This window comes from Peribacillus sp. B-H-3 (assembly GCF_048572925.1).
Lineage (GTDB): Bacteria > Bacillota > Bacilli > Bacillales > DSM-1321 > Peribacillus.
In genome coordinates, this window is sequence record NZ_CP183879.1 from 1,972,526 (window position 1) to 1,993,167 (window position 20,642).

Consider the following 20,642-nt stretch of genomic DNA (forward strand, 5'->3'; position numbering starts at 1 on the left):
AAAGCGTAAAGGGGAGTGTTTTGGATGAAAGATTTATTAACGATGAATGCCTTAACCACTGATGAAATGAAAGAAATCATCAGTTTGGCAGAAGGTTTTTCAAGAGGTGATGAGTGGAGGCCGGAACACCAGACGATGATTAGCAATCTTTTTTTTGAGCCCAGCACAAGGACGAAAATCAGCTTCGAAGCAGCGGAAAGGAAGCTTGGGCTAGATATAATTCCTTTTGAAGCAGGTTCTTCGAGTATGTTAAAGGGAGAATCTCTGTACGATACAGCAAGGACGCTGGAAGCGATTGGCATACAAGCTCTGGTCATCAGGCATGAACAGGATCATTACTTTGATGAACTGGCAGACAGGCTCAAGCTTTCGATCATCAATGCCGGAGATGGCTGCGGACATCATCCAACACAATCTCTATTGGATTTAATGACAATCAAACAAGAGTTTCATGGTTTTAAAGACTTGAAGATTTCAATCATTGGAGACGCTGCACATAGCCGGGTTGCGGGGTCAAATGCAGAGGCACTCAAACGATTAGGCTCAGAGGTAGTTTTTTCCGGGCCTAAGGAATGGTTTAATGATGATCGTGCGAGCAGTTATGTTGAAATAGAGGAAGCGATAGAAACTTCCGACGTGGTCATGCTGCTGAGAATCCAGCATGAAAGGCATCAAAGTCCATCATTTCTTGTGAAGGAGAATTACCTGCAGCAATATGGGCTCACCAAAAAGAGAGAGTCCAGCATGAAAAAAGGTGCAATCATTATGCACCCTGCCCCTGTCAATAGAGGAGTAGAAATAGACAATGACTTAGTTGAATGCAGCCGTTCCCGGATATTTAAGCAAATGGCAAATGGAGTATTTATCAGAATGGCTGTTTTAAGGACACTATTAGAGCGAAACGAAGGGAGATCTAACAATGAAAAAACTGATCAAAAATGGAGTATGGCTTGATGAAAATCATAACCTGGTGAAAACAGATATCGAAATAGATGGAAAATTGATCTCAAAAATTGGCCGCGATCTTCCTGTTGAGGGCTCTGAAATAATAAATGCAGAAGGACTGTTTATTTCACCGGGGTTTATCGACCTTCATGTGCACTTAAGGGAGCCTGGGGGGGAGAAAAAAGAAACAATTGCTACAGGTACGCTCGCAGCTGCAAGAGGAGGTTTTACAACAGTGGCTGCCATGCCAAATACAAGACCGGTGCCAGACAATGCGGAGCATTTGGAAAAGCTGGCAAAAAAAATTGAAGAAACGGCTGCAGTCAGGGTGCTGCCGTACGCGTCCATTACGGTACGTGAAGCCGGGAAAGAGCTTACGGATTTTGAAGAATTGAAGAATGCAGGGGCGTTTGCCTTCACAGATGATGGTGTAGGCATCCAGGAAGCGGGAATGATGCTCAGGGCTATGAAGAAGGCTGGGGAACTTGGCATGTCCATTGTTGCCCATTGTGAAGAGCATTCATTGATTAATAATGGTGCAGTCCATGAAGGAGCATTCTCAGCTGAATACGACATTCCCGGTATTCCTTCTGTATGTGAAAGTGTACATATTGCAAGAGATGTTTTACTGGCGGAAAAAGCCGGCTGCCATTACCATGTGTGCCACATCAGCACAAAGGAATCGGTAAGGACGGTCCGTGATGCAAAAAGGGCAGGAATCCGGGTTACTGCTGAAGTGACTCCCCACCATCTGCTGTTATGTGAAGAAGATATTCCCGGACTTGATCCTAACTATAAAATGAACCCTCCCCTTAGAGGAAGGGAAGACCAGCAGGCTCTGCTCGAGGGGCTGCTTGACGGTACCATTGACTTTATTGCTACAGACCATGCTCCGCACACAGCTGAAGAAAAAGCAGAAGGCATTCTTCTCGCGCCTTTTGGCATTACTGGCCTGGAGACAGCTTTTCCGCTTCTTTATACCAATCTGGTTAAAACAGGTGTAATCACCCTTGGTGAGCTAATTGATTTCCTGACCGTAAAACCTGCCGGGAGTTTTTCACTTCCATATGGCACGCTTGAAGAAGGCTCGCTGGCAGACATTGTGCTGATTGACCTTGAATACAAAAAAGAAATCAGGAGCGAGGATTTCCTTTCCAAAGGAAAAAACACCCCATTCATTGGGAAGATGTGCAGTGGGTGGCCGGTTATGACTATTTCAGAAGGTATAACAGCATGGGAACTTGGAGGGGGAAAATGATGAAACGGCAGCTTATCTTAGAAGATGGAACCATTTTTACAGGTGAAGCATTCGGAAGTGATTCAGAAAGATTCGGCGAGGTTGTATTCAATACAAGCATGACAGGCTATCAGGAAATCTTGTCAGATCCGTCATACTGCGGACAGATTGTCACATTAACCTATCCTTTAATTGGGAATTACGGAATTAACCGCGACGATTTTGAATCGATATCCCCTGCGGTTGCCGGTTTAGTGGTACGGGAAGCTGAGGATTTCCCCTCGAATTGGAGAAGCGAGCTGTCACTGGATGAATATATGAAGCAGAAGAATATTCCAGGCATCAGCGGCATCGATACAAGAAAGCTCACAAGGATTATCCGGAAGCATGGAACTCTAAAAGGCATTTTCTCAAACGAAGGGCGGAATGCAGAAGAAGCACTTCAGCAGCTGAAAGCTTCGGTGATTTCAGCCGACCAGGTGAAAAAGGTATCCGTAAAGACGGCATATCCTAGTCCTGGCAGGGGAAAACGGGTGGTTCTTGTTGACTTTGGCATGAAGCATGGAATCCTCCGGGAACTAAATAACAGGGACTGTGATGTGGTTGTCGTTCCATATAATGCATCACCTGAGGAAGTACTAAGCTTAAGCCCCGATGGAGTGATGCTTTCTAATGGACCTGGAGATCCAAAAGATGTTCCAGAGGCAATCCATATGATTAAAAACATTCAGCAAAAGGTGCCGCTATTTGGAATATGTCTTGGCCATCAGCTTTTTGCACTTGCAAATGGCGCGGATACAGAAAAAATGAAGTTTGGGCATAGAGGGGCGAATCATCCTGTCAAAGACTTAAAAACAGGAAAGGTTTCCCTTACTTCCCAAAACCATGGCTATACAGTCCAGGAAAGATCAGTTGAAGGCAAAGAGCTTGAAATCACCCATATCGGATTGAATGACAGCACAATAGAGGGATTAAAACATAAACGTTTTTCTGCATTCACTGTCCAGTATCATCCTGAGGCTTCACCAGGACCAGAAGATGCCAACTATTTATTTGATGAATTTCTTAGCATGATGCAAGCAGCTCAGAAAGAGGGGGAATGAATATGCCGAAACGAACAGACATAAAAAGCATTCTAGTAATTGGATCAGGGCCGATTGTAATCGGCCAGGCGGCAGAATTCGATTATGCCGGGACCCAAGCCTGCATTGCGTTAAAAGAAGAAGGATACAGGGTGATACTGATCAACTCCAATCCGGCTACCATCATGACGGACAGCGAAATGGCGGATGCTGTTTACATAGAGCCGATTACACTTGAATTCGTCTCTAGAATTATCCGTAAAGAACGGCCTGATGTGCTGCTTCCGACTTTGGGAGGACAGACAGGCTTGAATATGGCAGTTGAGCTTGCTAATTCAGGGATTCTCGAGGAATGCGGTGTTAAAGTTATCGGCACAAAGCTCTCTGCCATTGAAAAGGCGGAGGACAGAGATCTATTCAGGTCCTTGATGAATGAGCTGGGTGAACCGGTCCCTGACAGCGACATCATCCATTCCATTCAGGAAGCAAAGAATTTTGTCGAAAAGATAGGCTTTCCCATCATTGTCCGGCCGGCATTCACGCTTGGAGGAACCGGCGGCGGCATTTGTGAAAATGAAAAGGAGCTAGAAGAAATCGTAGCAGGCGGACTGAAAAACAGCCCTGTTTCACAATGTCTGATTGAGAAGAGCATTGCAGGCTTCAAGGAAATCGAATATGAAGTCATGAGAGATTCAAAGGATAATGCCATTGTCGTTTGCAACATGGAAAACTTCGATCCGGTCGGAATCCATACCGGGGATTCAATCGTTGCAGCCCCAAGCCAGACTCTAAGCGACAGAGAGCATCAAATGTTAAGAAATGCATCACTTAAAATTATCCGTGCGCTGAAAATTGAAGGAGGCTGTAATGTACAGCTGGCCCTGGATCCCGATAGCTATCAATATTATGTGATAGAGGTAAACCCGAGAGTAAGCCGTTCATCTGCGCTGGCTTCAAAAGCAACCGGCTATCCGATAGCCAAACTTGCTGCGAAAATTGCAGTCGGGCTTACGCTTGACGAAATGATGAATCCTGTTACGGGTAAAACCTATGCAAGCTTTGAGCCCGCACTCGACTATGTGGTAACAAAAATCCCGCGCTGGCCTTTTGATAAATTTGAATCGGCTAACCGCAGGCTGGGCACTCAAATGAAAGCGACCGGGGAGGTTATGGCCATTGGACGTACATTTGAGGAATCGATTCTAAAAGCGGTTCGATCGCTTGAGGCAGGATTGCACCATCTGGAGCTGCCAGGCGGATTTGAAGCCGCCATGCTGGAAAAACGTATCCGCAAAGCAGGGGATGAACGCCTGTTTTATATAGGGGAAGCAATACGCAGCGGAATAAGCATAGAAACCATCCATGAATGGAGTATGATTGATTTATTTTTCCTTCATAAACTGAAAAAAATTATATCGTTTGAAAAAGAAGCTGCTTCTTCTCCATTTGATAAAGAAACAGCCTGCAAAGCAAAGAGATTAGGATATTCCGATAAAAAACTTGCTTCACTATGGAATGCAAATGAAAAAGAAATCTACGCCTGGCGAAGTGAGGAAGGAATTGTTCCTGTGTTCAAGATGGTGGATACGTGTGCAGCAGAGTTTGAATCAGAAACTCCTTATTTCTACGGAACGTATGAAGAAGAAAACGAGTCTGCAGTCACTGATAGGGAGAGTGTCGTTGTCCTTGGATCAGGTCCGATCAGGATCGGCCAGGGGGTGGAATTTGATTATGCAACCGTGCACTCAGTCCGGGCTATTAAAGAGGCTGGCTATGAAGCGATTATCATCAACAATAATCCTGAAACGGTTTCAACGGATTTCAGCATTTCAGACAAGCTGTATTTTGAACCCCTGACAATAGAAGATGTCATGCATATTGTCGATCTGGAAAAACCGATTGGTGTTGTTGTGCAATTTGGGGGCCAGACAGCGATTAATCTGGCTGCACAGCTGGCGGAAAGGGGAGTCAGGATTCTCGGGACCTCCCTTGAAGACCTTGACCGTGCAGAAAACAGGAATAAATTCGAGCAGGCATTAACAGAGCTTGGAATTCCCCAGCCAAAAGGGAAAACAGCTTTTTCAGCAGAAGAAGCGGCAGCCATCGCAGATGATATCGGTTATCCAGTTTTGGTAAGGCCCTCATATGTGCTCGGCGGAAGGGCCATGGAAATCGTTTATAAACAAGATGAACTGCTTCACTATATGAAGAATGCGGTTAAGGTGAATCCAAAGCATCCAGTGCTTATTGACCGTTATTTAACAGGCAAAGAAATTGAAGTAGACGCCATTTCGGATGGGGAAACCGTGGTAATCCCAGGCATCATGGAACATATAGAGAGGGCGGGAGTGCATTCGGGCGACTCGATTGCAGTATATCCCCCGCAGAGCCTTACGAAAGAACAAAAAGAAAGAATTGCAGAATACACCACGCGCCTTGCCAAAGGCTTGAATATTATCGGTTTATTAAACATCCAATATGTGATCAGCAATAATGAAGTCTATGTAATAGAGGTAAATCCGAGATCCAGCCGGACCGTTCCCTTTTTGAGCAAGATTACAAATGTACCGATGGCCAATCTTGCAACAAAGGTTATTTTGGGAAGCAGCCTCGAAAAACTTGGATGGCCTGATGGCCTTATCGCTGAGAAAAAAGGAGTTTATGTAAAAGTTCCTGTGTTTTCTTTTGCCAAGTTAAGAAGAGTTGACATTACGCTTGGGCCTGAAATGAAATCTACCGGAGAAGTGATGGGTAAGGACCATACACTTGAGAAGGCTTTATATAAGGGACTTGTAGCATCGGGAATCAAGATAAAAGAGCATGGATCTGTTCTTCTGACAGTGGCGGACAAGGACAAACAGGAAGCTTTGAAGCTTGCACGCCGATTTCATAATATCGGATATAAGCTGCTGGCAACAAGCGGGACGGCGGCTCTATTAACAACAGCTTCTATACCGGTTTCGACTGTAGGGAAAATTGGCGAAGGGGAGAGAAGCCTGCTGGATGTAATCCGCAGCGGCGAGGCACAGCTTATTGTCAATACTCTGACAAAGGGAAAACAGCCAGAACGTGATGGTTTTAGAATCAGGCGTGAATCTGTAGAAAATGGCATTCCATGTTTAACATCCCTTGATACAGCTGCAGCAATTCTCCGGGTTATTGAATCAATGAATTTTTCAGCAGAAGCTATGGAAAAGACCGATAATATCCGGGAGATGATTACTTCGTGATTAAAAAAGAAAAAATGAAAATTGCCAAGCAGATAGAAATCGCTGAAAACATATTCGAATTGACACTTCAGGGCGGACTTGTCTCTGAAATGAAGCAGCCTGGGCAGTTTGTGCATGTGAAAACCGGGCCAGGAAGCGAGCCGCTCTTAAGAAGGCCCATCAGCATTTGTTCCATTAACAGCAAAGAAAATCAGTTTACTATGATATATCGGGCAGACGGGAAAGGTACATCACTTTTGTCGGAGAAAAAGGAAAATGATTCAGTGGACGTGCTTGGCCCGCTAGGAAATGGCTTTCCGGTTGAAAAAGTCAAGGCTGGCGATAATGTGCTTATTGCAGGAGGCGGAATCGGTGTGCCGCCTTTGTACGAACTTTCCTGGAGGCTGAAAAAACGCGGTGCAAATGTTCTTCACACATTGGGTTTCCAGACGAAAAAAGCTGTTTTCTATGAAAGACAATTTGCAACACTCGGTGAAACGCGTATAGCAACCGCAGATGGAACATACGGAAAGAAAGGCTTTGTCACTGATATTATGGACAGTATTGCCGGTGATTTTAAGTTCATCTTCTCTTGCGGGCCAACCCTTATGCTGAAGGAACTGGCAAAAAGATATGAAGATAAAAATTTGTATCTGTCACTTGAGGAACGGATGGGATGCGGAATTGGGGCGTGCTTTGCATGCGTCTGCCGTACTGGTGATGATAATGATGGAACGGGTTATAGAAAAGTTTGCAGCGATGGTCCAGTTTTTCGCGCAGGAGAGGTGATTTTATGAACAGGCTATACACTGAATTGCCAGGCCTGCAGCTGAAAAATCCTGTCATGCCTGCATCCGGATGTTTTGGATTTGGCAGGGAATTCAGCGGGCTATACGACTTAAACGAACTTGGGGCTATCATGATCAAGGCAGCAACACCCGAGCCCAGGTTTGGAAATGAAACCCCGAGGGTCGCAGAAACTCCTTCCGGAATGCTGAATGCTATAGGCCTGCAAAATCCAGGACTTGAAAAGGTTATAAATGAAGAGCTAAAATGGCTGACCCGTTATGACCTGCCCATCGTGGCGAATATAGCCGGCTCGCGGATTGAAGACTACATCACAGTCGCAAGGGAAATCAGCAAATCACAAAATGTGAAAGCGCTGGAGCTGAATATCTCCTGCCCGAATGTGAGGGAAGGCGGCATTGCTTTCGGAACGAATCCGGAAGTGGCTAAAACAGTCACAAAAGCAGTAAAAGAAGTATCTGAGGTTCCTGTCTATGTAAAGCTGTCCCCAAATGTAACAAATATCACAGAAATGGCTAAAGCAGCGGAAGACGGAGGAGCCGACGGATTAACCATGATCAATACACTATTGGGGATGCGCCTGGACATAAAAACGGCAAAACCGGTACTGGCAAACAAAACCGGGGGTCTTTCAGGCCCTGCAATCAAGCCGGTGGCGCTTCGGATGATTTATGAAGTAAGCCAGCAGGTGGATCTCCCGATTATTGGCATGGGCGGAATTTCGTCCGCAGAAGATGTAATTGAGTTTTTTTACGCAGGTGCAAGTGCTGTAGCAGTCGGCACAGCGAACTTTACCGATCCATTTATATGCCCGGAAATCATTAAAAAACTGCCTGTGCTTCTCGAAGAACTTGGGTTTGATCACATTTCTGAATGCAGGGGAAGGAGCTGGAAAAGACATGGAGAACCCGCTTATCATCGCGCTTGATTTTCCCGACGCAAAAAAAGCGAAAAAATTTCTATCGAATTTTAAAGATTCCGAGCTCTTTTTAAAAATAGGGATGGAGCTTTTTTATCAAAACGGACCGTCCATCATATATACATTGAAGGAACTTGGACATAAGGTTTTTCTGGATTTGAAATTGCATGATATTCCTAATACCGTTAAATCTGCAATGAAGGGTCTTGCTTCGCTTGAACCGGATATTGTCAACGTGCATGCAGCAGGAGGCAAGAGAATGATGGAGTCAGCGCTTGAGGGCCTTGATGCAGGAACGGCTGCCGGAAAGAAGCGTCCCATGTGCATCGGCGTTACACAGTTAACTAGCACTTCTCAATTGCAAATGCAAAATGAACAGCTGATAAAAGAAACACTTGATGCCTCTGTTTTGCACTATGCAAGGCTTGTCAGCGATTCAGGACTTGATGGTGCAGTTTGCTCAATACATGAAGTCAAAAGCATCCATGAACAACTCGGTACAGGTTTTTTCACGGTTGCTCCTGGAATCAGGGTGCAAGAAAATGATATTCACGACCAAAATAGAGTGGCTACACCGGAGCAGGCAAGATTGGCTGGTGCAGATGCCATTGTGTGCGGCAGGGCAATTACGGGTTCGGCTGATCCTGCCCTAGCATATGAATCTATTCTTAAAGCTTGGAAGGGGACAAGGGTATGAAAAGGAAAATAGCAGAGCATTTATTAGACATTGGTGCAGTCAGCCTCAAACCGCATGAACCGTTTACATGGTCTTCCGGGATTAAATCTCCTATATATTGCGATAATCGCCTGACAATGTCGTATCCGGAAGTACGCAATGAAATCGCGCTGGGCTTGAAGGAATTAATTCTTCAGCATTTCCCTGGAACAGAATTGATAGCAGGTACGGCTACAGCAGGGATTCCGCATGCTGCATGGGTCAGCACCCTTATGGATCTGCCGATGTGCTATGTTCGTTCAAAGGCAAAGGGGCACGGAAAACAAAACCAAATTGAAGGAAGGGTCAATCCAGGACAGAAAGCAGTCGTCGTGGAGGATTTGATCTCAACGGGCGGAAGCTCCATAACGGCTGTTAAAGCACTGCAGGAAGCTGGCTGTGTAATAGCTGGAGTTGCTTCAATATTTACCTATGAATTATCCAGCGGTATTGAGAGGTTTGAAAAAGAGCAAATCAAAACTTATTCGCTTTGTGATTATACATCTTTAATTCAAGCAGCAAGTGAATCTGGATATATTGCAAAAGGAGATCTGGAAAAACTTCGTCAATGGAAGAAGGACCCTGCTGATAAAGCCTGGCTCAGCGTGTAAAGCACAAACAAGCTTGCCCCCGGTGCGTGGGCAAGCTTTTAGCGGCTGGCAAACTATAATCACTTGAAAGTCATAAAAGAAGTCCAGGGCATGGCGAAGAAAACCATGGATGCTTTATTTAGGCTCTTTTTTTAAAGATGGCTGTTTTTATTAATGAGTTCTGAGAAGCGAACCCTTTAATAAAAACAGCCACTTTGTTCCGCAGCAACAAAGTTTACGAAATAGCCTTTATTTAACAGAGCGGTTTTCTTTTAGAGAGATGACCAAGTCAGCTTGTGGTGTGACGTAAACCGTCTGCTGGTTATCATAAATGACAAAACCCGGTTTTGATCCATTTGGTTTTTTTACATAGCGGACTTTTGTGAAATCCACCGGGACAGAACCAGAATCTTTTGCCTTGCTGAAGTAGGCTGCCAAAGCAGCTGCTTCCTTGATTGTTTGTTCGCTTGGTTCCTCGCTGCGGATGACAACATGGGAGCCTGGAATATCCTTAGTATGGAACCACAATTCATCTCTTCTGGCAAACTTATTTGTCAGATAGTCATTTTGCTTATTGTTTTTACCGACAAATATGGGATCTCCTTCAGAAGAATAGTAGGTTTCAAGCTGCGGCTTGCTATTTGCCGGTTTTTTCATTCCTTTTCTTTGCTTCTGGCGGATGTAACCTTCTTCCTGAAGCTCTTCCCTTATTTCTTCAATATCCCGCGGCGAAGCGGATTGAAGCTGCTGATAAAGGGTTTCGAAGTAAGCAACTTCTGTTTCAGCCTTTTCTATTTGATCCAGCACGAATCCTACAGAATTCTTTGCTTTTTGGTATCTGGAAAAGTATTTTTGGGCATTTTCAGAAGGTGACTTTTGTGGACTTAAAGGGATTTTTACCGTCTGGCTATCTTCGGTATAATAATTAACCACTTCAACCTCTTTCATGCCGCGTTTAATCTGGAATAGATTCGCTGTCAAAAGCTCGCCAAACAATTGATATTGTTCGCCGCGTTCACTATCCTTCAGTGTCTTTTGCAGTTTTCCTATTTTTTTCTGATTTTTGTCGATTTCATTTGAGATAAAACGCTCTAAATCATTCCCCTGCTGCTTGACCCTGTCCCTCTCAGCTTTTCCAAAATAATAACGGTCCAATAGCTCGCTTAAAGTAGGGAAGGTTCGCGTATTATGCCCAATATGTTCAAGCGGAATCATATAAAAGGACTCTTTATTTTCATCACTTATTAATGAAGGGGAATATTCCTTCCCTTTAAGAATATTAATCAGTGAAAAAAATGCGGCAGGAACTGTTGACCGGTTCGCTAATCCTGCGCGGCTGATTACTTCCTTTGCAAATAATGGAGAGACACCGGCATAATGGTCAACAAGCTGGCGATCAAGCTTTCCGGCATTGAAGTCAAGCACTCTTGAAAGTTCTTCCTCATTGGAAGTAAGAGGATTGATTTTCTCCTGCGGCGGCGGAGCCAGGTACGTTTGGCCCGGCAGGACAGCCCGGTAACTGTTGACAGCGTATGACACGTGTTTAACGCTGTCAAGGATCATATTTCTCTCTTGGTCAACAAGGATGATATTGCTGTGCCGCCCCATGATTTCCACAATTAATTTCTTCTGAGAAATATCGCCAAGTTCATTTCTTCCTTTTACCTCAATAATAATGATTCTGTCCAGGCCGGACTGATAGATATTTTCTATTGTGTACCCTTCAAGGTGCTTTCTTAAAAGCATGCAGAACATAGGCGGCTCTTTAGGATTCTCATAGCTCTCCTGTGTCACCTGAACCCTGGCATAGCTTGGATGTGCGGAGAGGAGAAGCTTATGGTTTTTCCCGCCCGCACGGACGATAAAAACAAGTTCATTTTTATACGGCTGATTAATTTTATTGATTCTGCCGCCTGTTAAAAGTGAGGAAATTTCCTCAGTCATTGCTTTGGTAAATAAGCCATCAAAAGACATATATCATACTTCCTTTACTCTAGTACTTGCATAATAAATATAAGGTTACCTTCCATCTTAACATTGAAGCGGGCAACTTTCGCTATAAGATGCTTTATTTTTGCCAATTCCCAGGCGCTTACGCTTTTCGTATATCCAGCTGCAGCGCCTAGCTCGCTGTGCAAAAGACGATTTGTCCTCCGAAGGCAAAGAACGCCTCCGATGGCCAAATCTCTATTTGCTTCGCGAGCTATTCAAGGCGCTTACGCTTTTCGGATAATTATATCATTTTTTGGGACGAGTCTGAATATGCATGGAAGAAGAGACGTGATGGATGTTTCATTGGTTCAGTGAAGGTGTGTTTGAATTTTATGGCTGCTAAAGGAAATGGGCCGCCGTTTTCATTCTAAGTGGAGGATGTGTGATACTGAATGAAGTTCCGGGAAATGAATGCAAAAGAAGTCGAGGCCGCCCTGCAGACAAATAGAGAGCTGGGGCTGACAGATGAAGAAGTTAAAAAGAGGCAGCAGGATAAGGGTTATAACGAACTTCACGAGGGTGAAAAACAATCGGCACTTTTACTGTTCTTTGCGCAGTTTAAAGATTTTATGGTAATCGTTTTGCTGGCAGCAACCTTGATATCCGGACTGCTCGGAGAATATATCGATGCCATTGCAATTATTGCGATCGTCTTCGTAAATGGTATTTTGGGCTTTTTTCAGGAAAGAAGGGCAGAGAAATCGCTTGAAGCTTTAAAAGACATGGCGGCACCGCAGATACAGGTTCTGCGGGGCGGTGAATGGAGGAAAGTCCCTTCGAGAGAAGCGGTTGTCGGTGATGTTTTTAAGTTTTCCAGCGGTGACCGTATTGGTGCTGATTTGAGAATTATAGAATCATCGAGCCTGGAGATTGAGGAATCTGCTCTAACAGGAGAATCTCTGCCTGCTGTCAAGACACATGAACCAATCGGACATGAACCCGATGGTATTGGTGATGAGGAAAATATGGCCTTCATGGGAACCATGGTCACCCGGGGAAGCGGTACAGGTATTGTTATTGGAATTGGCATGAATACGGCCATGGGAAAAATTGCAGACCTGCTGCATTCTGCAGAAACGGTGGTTACTCCTTTGCAGCGAAGGCTAGAGCAGCTTGGCAAGATCTTAATCGTTACAGCCTTGTTTCTGACTCTGATTGTAGTAGTTACAGGCGTAATTCAGGGCAATAACCTTTATACTATGTTCCTTGCGGGTGTGTCGCTTGCAGTTGCTGCCATTCCTGAAGGTCTTCCGGCCATAGTGACAGTAGCTTTATCTCTTGGTGTGCAGCGCCTGATAAAAAAGAAGGCAATCGTGCGCAAGCTGCCAGCTGTCGAAACCCTCGGCTGCGCTTCTGTCATTTGTTCGGATAAAACAGGGACTATGACCCAAAATAAAATGACTGTGACTCATTTATGGAGCGGCGGTACGACCTGGAATGTCAGCGGGACTGGATATGAGCCTCAAGGAGAATTCTTTCATGAAGGAAAAAAGATATCGCTGAAAGATGAAAAATCATTGAGGCAATTGCTTACATTCGGCATGCTTTGCAATAACGCAGAGCTTCTTGCAAAAGATGAAAAATACATCATGGATGGTGATCCCACTGAGGGAGCACTTCTGGTCGCAGCCATGAAGGCCGGGTTAAACAGAAAACAGTTAAACGAAAAATTCAGGATTATAAAAGAATTTCCGTTTGATTCAACAAGAAAAATGATGAGTGTTGTAGTGAGCGATGAGGCCGGCAAGCATTTCGTTGTGGCCAAAGGAGCCCCTGATGTGCTTATATCTCAATGTGAATCGGTATTATGGGATGATAAAACACAGTACCTAACAAGAGACAGCATCCAGCATGTACAAAAGGCAGTTGACGGCTTGGCAGAACAAGCTCTGAGGACTATTGCTGTAGGATATAAGCCGATTTCTTCCGGCACAGTACTGCTTGACGAATCAGAAGCAGAGAAAGACCTGATTTTCATGGGGCTGCAAGGGATGATAGATCCGCCGAGGCCAGAGGTAAAGCAGGCCGTAAAGGAGTGCCGGGAAGCTGGAATCAGAACGGTAATGATAACAGGAGATCATGCTGCTACTGCAAAGGCGATTGCAAGGCAGCTTGGGATATTGCGCGGAAAGGAAAAGGTCATGGAGGGAAGGATGCTTTCAAATATGTCTATAGAAGAACTGGAAAATGCGGTGGAAGACGTTGCCGTTTTTGCCAGGGTTTCTCCAGAACATAAACTGAAAATTGTTAAAGCTCTCCAAAATAAAGGCCATGTTGTCGCCATGACAGGGGATGGGGTAAATGATGCGCCTGCCATTAAGTCAGCAGACATTGGAATTTCAATGGGCATCACAGGAACAGACGTTGCAAAAGAAGCTTCCTCGCTGATTTTGCTTGACGACAATTTTGCCACCATCAAATCAGCAATTAAAGAAGGAAGAAATATCTATGAAAATATCCGTAAGTTCATCCGATACCTGCTTGCTTCAAATGTAGGGGAAATCCTGGTTATGTTTTTTGCCATGCTGTGTGCATTGCCGCTTCCCTTGATTCCTATCCAGATTCTTTGGGTGAATTTAGTGACAGATGGACTTCCTGCAATGGCATTGGGACTTGATAAGGCAGAGGGTAATGTGATGAAACGAGGTCCGCGCAGCCAGAGCGAAGGCGTTTTTGCAAGAGGGCTGGGCTGGAAAATTATTTCACGGGGGTTTTTAATCGGCCTATCCACATTGATTGCTTTTATGGTCGTGTATAAAGCACATCCGGACCGGCTGCCATATGCACAGACTGTTGCTTTTACAACATTGGTACTGGCTCAGCTCATCCATGTATTTGACTGCCGCAGTGAGGTTTCCATTTTTTCAAGAAACCCCTTTGGCAATCCTTATTTGGTAGGTGCAGTTCTGTCTTCACTGGTTTTGGTATTGCCTGTCATATATTATCAGCCGCTTCAGACGATATTTCATACTGTTCCCATTGTTCCTAGAGACTGGCTATTAATCCTCGGCATGGCATCCATTCCAACTTTTTTGCTTGCTGGATCTTTTTTAGTAAGAAAAACAAAGTGAAATATGATATAATTGTCAAGGTAGTAGAGTCCGCCTCTATTACCTTTTTATTTTATAATGATTTTAATGATATGCACTCATAATAGATTGCGTTTATTTAAGTAAAGTTTTAGAGCTTACAGGATCCATTAAGACAGTCATTGAAGGATGTGCCTCCACATGGTTATCAGTATGACAGGATACGGCAGAGGCATAGCGGAAAATAGCTCTGTGAAGGTGGCAGCAGAAATAAAGACTGTGAACCATCGATTTTGCGAATATAATATCCGGATGCCGCGGCAAATTTTGATGCTTGAAGAAAAGCTAAAGAAAAAAGCGAATGAATACATACGGAGAGGCAGGGCCGAAATCATGATTTCTATAGATGGTGCAGGCATGTCTCATAAAACGCTGGAGCTTGATTGGGGACTTGCAGAGCAATATTTTACGCTGATGGATGAGGCAAGCCGCAAATTCCAGTTAACTTCTTCAGCTTCCACTTCAGATTTGCTTCAAATTGAAGGCATGTTTGCCATCATGGAAACGGCACATGATCCCGATGCCATTGAACCTCTTTTAATGGATGCTTTTTCGTCTGCTCTCGATGCTCTCTGCAAGATGAGGGTTCAAGAAGGAAAAGCCCTTGCCAAAGATCTTGGAATGCACCTCAAGAAGTTTGCACATCGTTTGCAAGGTTTAAAGGATTACGCCCCTGCTGTTGCGCAGCATTATAAAAAACGGCTGGCAGACAGGATGATGGAACTCTCAGGAAATTTAATTGAGGAAGGCAGGCTGCTGACCGAAGTGGCAATATTTTCTGACCGTTCAGACATTAATGAAGAAATTACAAGGCTTGAAAGCCATCTTGCCCAATTTTCCGGCACGCTGAATGAGAAGGAGCCGGTGGGAAGAAAGCTTGATTTTTTGGTTCAGGAAATGAATCGGGAAGTCAACACAATTGGTTCGAAATCCTCTGATGCAGCTATTGCGCAAAATGTTGTGGAATTGAAAAGTTTTCTTGAAAAAATGAAAGAACAGGTTCAAAATATCGAGTAGTTTGATTATGATAATTGTAACATGGTCACAATAGAATATGGATGGGGGACAAAAATGTCTATCAAGCTCATAAATATCGGTTTTGGAAACATTGTTTCCGCAAACCGGATTGTTTCAATCGTGAGTCCGGAATCTGCTCCGATAAAGAGGATCATACAGGATGCCCGTGACAGGGGATCTTTAATAGATGCTACATATGGAAGAAGGACAAGGGCGGTTATTATAACTGATTCTGATCATGTTATTTTATCTGCCGTTCAGCCAGAGACAGTTGCAGCCCGTCTTCATGACCGGGATGACAGTGTGGAAGAGGGGTAAATAAAGAAATGAGAGAAAAAGGGTTACTAATCGTTTTATCCGGTCCTTCGGGAGTCGGAAAAGGTACTGTGCGAAAAGAAATTTTTTCACAGCCGGATACTGCCTTTGAATATTCAATTTCAATGACAACAAGGCTTCCTCGTGAAGGGGAAGTGGACGGAATTGATTATTTCTTTAAGACAAGGGAGGAATTTGAGGCCCTGCTGGATCAAGGGAAGCTTTTGGAGTATGCTGAGTTTGTGGGTAATTATTACGGCACCCCTGTTGATTATGTAAGAGAGACTCTGGACGCCGGAAAAGATGTTTTCCTGGAAATTGAAGTACAGGGAGCAAGGCAGGTTAGGGAAAAATTCCCTGAAGGCTTGTTCATTTTCCTTGCCCCACCAAGTTTGTCGGAACTCAAAAACCGCATAGTCACCCGCGGAACAGAGTCAGACGATCTGATACACCGCAGAATGACTGCTGCGAAGGAAGAAATTGAGTTAATGGACTTATATGATTATGTAGTGGAAAATGATCAAGTGGAGCTTGCGTGCAATCGGATCAATGCTATTGTTATTGCTGAACATTGCCGCAGGGAAAGAGTTTCATTACGATATAAAAAAATGCTGGAGGCTGAATAATATGTTATATCCATCTATCGATTCATTGCTGGAAAAAATTGATTCTAAATACTCCCTGGTTTCTGTGGCTGCCAAACGTGCAAGGGTCATGCAGATCAAGAATGACTGCAGGATTGAAAAGCCGGTGAGCTTTAAGCCAGTTGGCAAAGCGCTGGAAGAAATCCATACTGGCGAACTTACTTACAAAAACCAGTTTGAAGAGCAATAATTAGTTAACTGATTTATTTCCGAATATTCATCACATAGTCGATCTTATTCATTTTAAAGGGTTTGACACCGGATCCTAATTGAATTGAAGCTTTGCAAAAGGCTTTGCATTCAATTTTGGCCGGCTGTCTGCCCTTTTCATTTGCCGTAATAAGGCAGGAGCCAGCAAAAAAAAGAGGCAAATGTCTAAACCGCTAAAACGTGATTTTTTTGCCGGGTTCCTTCATAATGAAGGAAAAAGAGAGTAGTTGGGGGATATTAGATGCTTACAGATAAGAAAATACTCTTGTGTGTTACAGGAGGCATTGCTGTATTTAAGGCAGCTGCTTTAACTAGTAAACTTACTCAGGCAGGTGCAAAGGTGAAGGTCATTATGAGTGAATCAGCGTGCAAGTTTGTTGCCCCGCTGACCTTCTTGGCTCTGTCGAGAAATGATGTGTTCACAGATACATTTGACGAGAAAAATCCGGAAGTTATTGCACATATTGATCTCGCTGACTGGGCGGATCTCATTGTTGTGGCTCCTGCTACGGCAAATGTAATCGGAAAGCTTGCAAACGGAATTGCTGATGATATGGTAACGACAACAATTTTGGCTTCTAGCTCTCCTGTTTGGATTGCTCCTGCCATGAATGTAAATATGTATAGCAAACCTGCTGTTCAAAAAAATATTTTACAGCTTCATGATTATGGCTGCCGGTTTATCGAACCCTCCGAAGGCTATCTTGCCTGCGGGTATGTTGGAAAGGGCAGACTTGAGGAACCGGAAAAAATTATCAGCAATATCGAAAAGCATTTCAATCCGGTAAAAATCAGTAAACCCCTCAGCGGGAAAAAGTTTATCATTACCGCAGGCCCCACAAGAGAACATATTGATCCGGTCCGATATCTTACAAATCAATCATCCGGGAAGATGGGGTATGCCCTTGCCGAGCAGGCAATTGAAATGGGAGCGGAGGTTTTGCTGATTTCCGGCCCGGTTTCCCTGTCTCCTCCAGCTGGTGTGAGCTTTATTTCTGTCGAATCTGCTGAAGATATGTACCAGGAAGTCATGCGTGCATTTAAGGATTGTGACGCTGTCATAAAAACAGCAGCTGTAGCGGATTACACACCGGAAGAGTATCATGCGCAAAAAATGAAGAAACAGACTGGCGAGCATGTGCTTAGGCTGAAACGGACCAGAGATATCCTGCAGGAATTAGGCAGGGAAAAGTCTGGACAGATTCTGATAGGCTTTGCCGCTGAAACAGAAAACGTAGAAAATTATGCGCGCGGTAAACTGGAAAGAAAAAATGCAGACATGATTATTGCCAATAATGTATCCCTAGATGGAGCGGGATTTGGAACGGATACGAATATTATCACCATATATAAAAAAGATGGCACAAGCTTGGAGCTCCCTAAGATGAGCAAAAGGGATGCGGCCTTAAATATTCTTAACGAAGCTGTCCATCTGCTCAAAAAGGACTGATGATTCATGAATATAGCCTCGGTTATCGTTGATGTTCCTGCTAAACAGACAGACCGGGAATTCGATTACCGGATTCCTGATAAATGGATCGATGCGATCAGGCCAGGGATGAGGGTTATTGTCCCTTTTGGCCCGCGGATGGTCCAGGGGTTCGTTACTGCCCTAAAATCCGCCAGTGAGTTTGGGAAGCTGAGGGAAATAAAAGAACCTATGGATCTTGAGCCTGTTTTGAATGAGGAACTTTTGAGTCTTGGAGACTGGCTTACGGAGGAAACGATGTGCTTTAAGATATCTGCCCTGCAATCCATGCTTCCGGCAGCAATGAAAGCAAAGTATGAAAAAGTGCTCCAGGCTCCTCCAGGCAAACAAGAAACTCTGCATCCTGTCATCAAGCAATTGCTTGATCGAAACGGCTCTATAGAATGGAATGAAGCATTAAACAGCAATCATATGGCATTGCTCCAGGAAGAAGTTCAAAAAGGAAATCTGGAGCTGGTTTACCATGTGAAAAACAGGACTAATAAAAAAACGGCCCGTTATATCGAGCCGATCCTTTCTCCTGAAGAGCTGGAGGAATTTGATAAAACGCTATCGCAGAATTCAAAAAAACAGCGGGCTGTTGTCAGGTTTTTCATCAGCAGCCATGGGAAAATCAGCTTAAAGGAGCTTACGGAAAAAACTAATGCCTCCACAAGCACCATTAAGGCGCTTGAAGATAAGAAAATCCTTGCTGAAACAGAAGAAGAAATTTACCGCAACCCTTATCAAGACAGGATATTCGAAAGAACAAAGCCTTTTGACCTGACAGATGAACAAGCAGAAGCACTGAAGCCGGTGGTTTCGGCTATCGAAGCTGAAAAACATGAAGTATTCCTTTTGTATGGCGTGACTGGAAGCGGCAAAACGGAAATTTACCTCCAGGCTATTGATTCGGTTTTGCAAAAAGGAAAAGAAGCAATTATGCTTGTTCCGGAAATATCCCTGACTCCCCAAACAGTCAAGCGTTTTAAGGAACGTTTCGGTGAACAGGTGGCGGTCATGCACAGCGGGCTGTCTGCGGGAGAAAAATATGATGAGTGGAGAAAAATCCACCGCAAGGAAGTTAAGGTTGTTGTAGGCGCACGTTCTGCTGTTTTTGCTCCATTTGAAAATTTAGGGATTGTCATAATAGATGAAGAACATGAATCAAGCTATAAACAGGAGGAAACTCCAAGATACCATGCCAGGGATGCTGCAATTGAAAGGGCTCTTTCCCATAAGTGCCCGGTTATCTTAGGCAGTGCGACTCCTGCACTGGAATCCTTTGCACGGGGGCAAAAAGGAGTGTATACCCTTTTGACGCTAACTAAGAGGATGAACAATCATGCCATGCCTTCTGTCCAGATTGTGGATATGAGAGAAGAACTCCGTTCAGGAAACAGGTCTATGTTTTCAGAAATTCTTTTTGAGAAGATGAAAGATCGTGTGGAAAAGGGAGAACAAATGGTACTGCTCTTAAATAAAAGGGGCCACTCTTCTTTTGTTATGTGCCGGAGCTGCGGCATCGTACTGAACTGTCCCAACTGTGACATATCGCTGACCTATCACCGCTTTAATGACTCCCTTAAGTGCCACTACTGCGGACATGAAGAAGGCATGCCGTCTATTTGTCCAGAATGCAGCAGCGACCATATCCGATTTTTTGGTACAGGTACCCAAAAGGTGGAGGAGGAGCTGGTAAAGCTTTTACCCCAAGCGAGGGTAATCCGGATGGATGTTGATACAACAAGCAGAAAAGGTTCACATGAACGCCTGCTTACGGCGTTTGGAGAGGGAAAGGCAGATATCCTCCTCGGAACGCAAATGATTGCCAAGGGGCTCGATTTTCCCAATATTACACTTGTGGGTGTGCTCTCGGCAGATACCATGCTTCATTTGCCGGATTTCCGTTCTTCTGAAAAAACGTTCCAGCTGCTGACCCAGGTTAGCGGCAGAGCAGGGCGGCATGAATTAGAAGGGGAAGTTATCATCCAGACCTACACTCCTGAACACTACAGCATTGAATTATCAGGCACACAGAATTATGATGCTTTCTATGAGCGGGAAATGATGATCAGGAGACAAAATCATTATCCGCCATATTACTATGTAGCACTTGTTACGGTTTCTCATGAGGATTTAATGAAAGCCGTGTCCACTACCGAAAAAATCACAAAGTATCTAAGTTCAGGTTTGAGCAGCAAATCAATCATTCTTGGGCCGGTTGCGTCTCCAATTACCCGGATTAACAATAGATATCGCTATCAATGTCTGATAAAATACAAAAGGGAACCGATGCTGCCCAAACTCATGAGAACCATTCTGGAGCACTACCAGCAGGAAACATCACAGCATCACCTTCAGATTTCAATTGACTTAAAACCTCAAATCATGATGTAAACA

The 20,642-nt window shown here is 44.2% G+C and carries 16 protein-coding genes; 15 read left to right on the forward strand and 1 reads right to left on the reverse strand.

The window, feature by feature from the left end; genetic code table 11:
* The first annotated feature begins 24 nt into the window (after positions 1-24).
* Genes ACN6MY_RS09790 through pyrE form a run of 8 tightly spaced genes read left to right on the forward strand, consistent with a single transcriptional unit; the run spans position 25 to position 9,525 of the window.
* Positions 25-954 (forward strand): aspartate carbamoyltransferase catalytic subunit, encoded by a 930-nt coding sequence (locus ACN6MY_RS09790; protein ID WP_419883775.1) that lies wholly within the window; start codon positions 25-27, stop codon positions 952-954.
* Positions 920-2,203, forward strand: coding sequence for a dihydroorotase (locus tag ACN6MY_RS09795; protein ID WP_419883776.1), 1,284 nt, complete (start codon positions 920-922; stop codon positions 2,201-2,203). The genes ACN6MY_RS09790 and ACN6MY_RS09795 overlap by 35 nt, the downstream gene beginning before the upstream one ends.
* Complete coding sequence (locus ACN6MY_RS09800; protein ID WP_419884129.1) at positions 2,203-3,285, forward strand: carbamoyl phosphate synthase small subunit; 1,083 nt, start codon at positions 2,203-2,205, stop codon at positions 3,283-3,285. The genes ACN6MY_RS09795 and ACN6MY_RS09800 overlap by 1 nt, the downstream gene beginning before the upstream one ends.
* A 2-nt stretch (positions 3,286-3,287) precedes the next feature.
* Positions 3,288-6,494 carry a carbamoyl-phosphate synthase large subunit gene (gene carB / locus ACN6MY_RS09805; protein WP_419883777.1) on the forward strand — a complete coding sequence of 1,069 codons (3,207 nt, stop codon included), beginning with the start codon at positions 3,288-3,290 and terminating at the stop codon, positions 6,492-6,494.
* Positions 6,491-7,270, forward strand: a complete 780-nt coding sequence (locus ACN6MY_RS09810; protein WP_419883778.1) for a dihydroorotate dehydrogenase electron transfer subunit — start codon at positions 6,491-6,493, stop codon at positions 7,268-7,270. Before carB ends, ACN6MY_RS09810 begins: the two co-directional genes overlap by 4 nt.
* Positions 7,267-8,208, forward strand: coding sequence for a dihydroorotate dehydrogenase (locus ACN6MY_RS09815; RefSeq protein ID WP_419883779.1), 942 nt, complete (start codon positions 7,267-7,269; stop codon positions 8,206-8,208). The genes ACN6MY_RS09810 and ACN6MY_RS09815 overlap by 4 nt, the downstream gene beginning before the upstream one ends.
* Complete coding sequence (pyrF, locus tag ACN6MY_RS09820) at positions 8,180-8,896, forward strand: orotidine-5'-phosphate decarboxylase (RefSeq protein WP_419883780.1); 717 nt, start codon at positions 8,180-8,182, stop codon at positions 8,894-8,896. The genes ACN6MY_RS09815 and pyrF overlap by 29 nt, the downstream gene beginning before the upstream one ends.
* Positions 8,893-9,525 carry an orotate phosphoribosyltransferase gene (gene pyrE / locus ACN6MY_RS09825; protein ID WP_419883781.1) on the forward strand — a complete coding sequence of 211 codons (633 nt, stop codon included), beginning with the start codon at positions 8,893-8,895 and terminating at the stop codon, positions 9,523-9,525. The genes pyrF and pyrE overlap by 4 nt, the downstream gene beginning before the upstream one ends.
* A 228-nt stretch (positions 9,526-9,753) precedes the next feature.
* Here pyrE and ACN6MY_RS09830 read toward each other — a convergent pair whose 3' ends face one another.
* Positions 9,754-11,478 carry an Rqc2 family fibronectin-binding protein gene (locus ACN6MY_RS09830; RefSeq protein WP_419883782.1) on the reverse strand — a complete coding sequence of 575 codons (1,725 nt, stop codon included), beginning with the start codon at positions 11,476-11,478 and terminating at the stop codon, positions 9,754-9,756.
* Between the two features lie 410 nt (positions 11,479-11,888).
* Between ACN6MY_RS09830 and ACN6MY_RS09835 the strand changes: the two genes are divergently transcribed.
* From ACN6MY_RS09835 to priA, 7 genes are all read left to right on the forward strand, one after another.
* A complete protein-coding gene (locus tag ACN6MY_RS09835; RefSeq protein WP_419883783.1) occupies positions 11,889-14,567 on the forward strand; it encodes a cation-translocating P-type ATPase in 2,679 nt (892 codons plus the stop codon).
* Positions 14,568-14,726: 159 nt separating this feature from the next.
* The gene (locus ACN6MY_RS09840; RefSeq protein WP_419883784.1) at positions 14,727-15,602 is read left to right on the forward strand and encodes a YicC/YloC family endoribonuclease; all 876 of its coding nucleotides are present in this window, start codon (positions 14,727-14,729) and stop codon (positions 15,600-15,602) included.
* 54 nt (positions 15,603-15,656) lie between these two features.
* Entirely contained in the window at positions 15,657-15,920 is a 264-nt protein-coding gene (gene remA, locus ACN6MY_RS09845) for an extracellular matrix/biofilm regulator RemA (protein WP_071349446.1), read from the forward strand.
* An 8-nt stretch (positions 15,921-15,928) separates the two neighbouring features.
* A complete protein-coding gene (gene gmk, locus ACN6MY_RS09850) occupies positions 15,929-16,543 on the forward strand; it encodes a guanylate kinase (RefSeq protein WP_071349447.1) in 615 nt (204 codons plus the stop codon).
* 1 nt (position 16,544) lies between these two features.
* Positions 16,545-16,751 (forward strand): DNA-directed RNA polymerase subunit omega, encoded by a 207-nt coding sequence (gene rpoZ / locus ACN6MY_RS09855; RefSeq protein ID WP_419883785.1) that lies wholly within the window; start codon positions 16,545-16,547, stop codon positions 16,749-16,751.
* 261 nt (positions 16,752-17,012) lie between these two features.
* A complete protein-coding gene (gene coaBC, locus ACN6MY_RS09860; protein ID WP_419883786.1) occupies positions 17,013-18,221 on the forward strand; it encodes a bifunctional phosphopantothenoylcysteine decarboxylase/phosphopantothenate--cysteine ligase CoaBC in 1,209 nt (402 codons plus the stop codon).
* 6 nt (positions 18,222-18,227) lie between these two features.
* Complete coding sequence (gene priA / locus ACN6MY_RS09865; RefSeq protein ID WP_419883787.1) at positions 18,228-20,639, forward strand: primosomal protein N'; 2,412 nt, start codon at positions 18,228-18,230, stop codon at positions 20,637-20,639.
* The last annotated feature ends 3 nt before the right edge of the window (positions 20,640-20,642 follow it).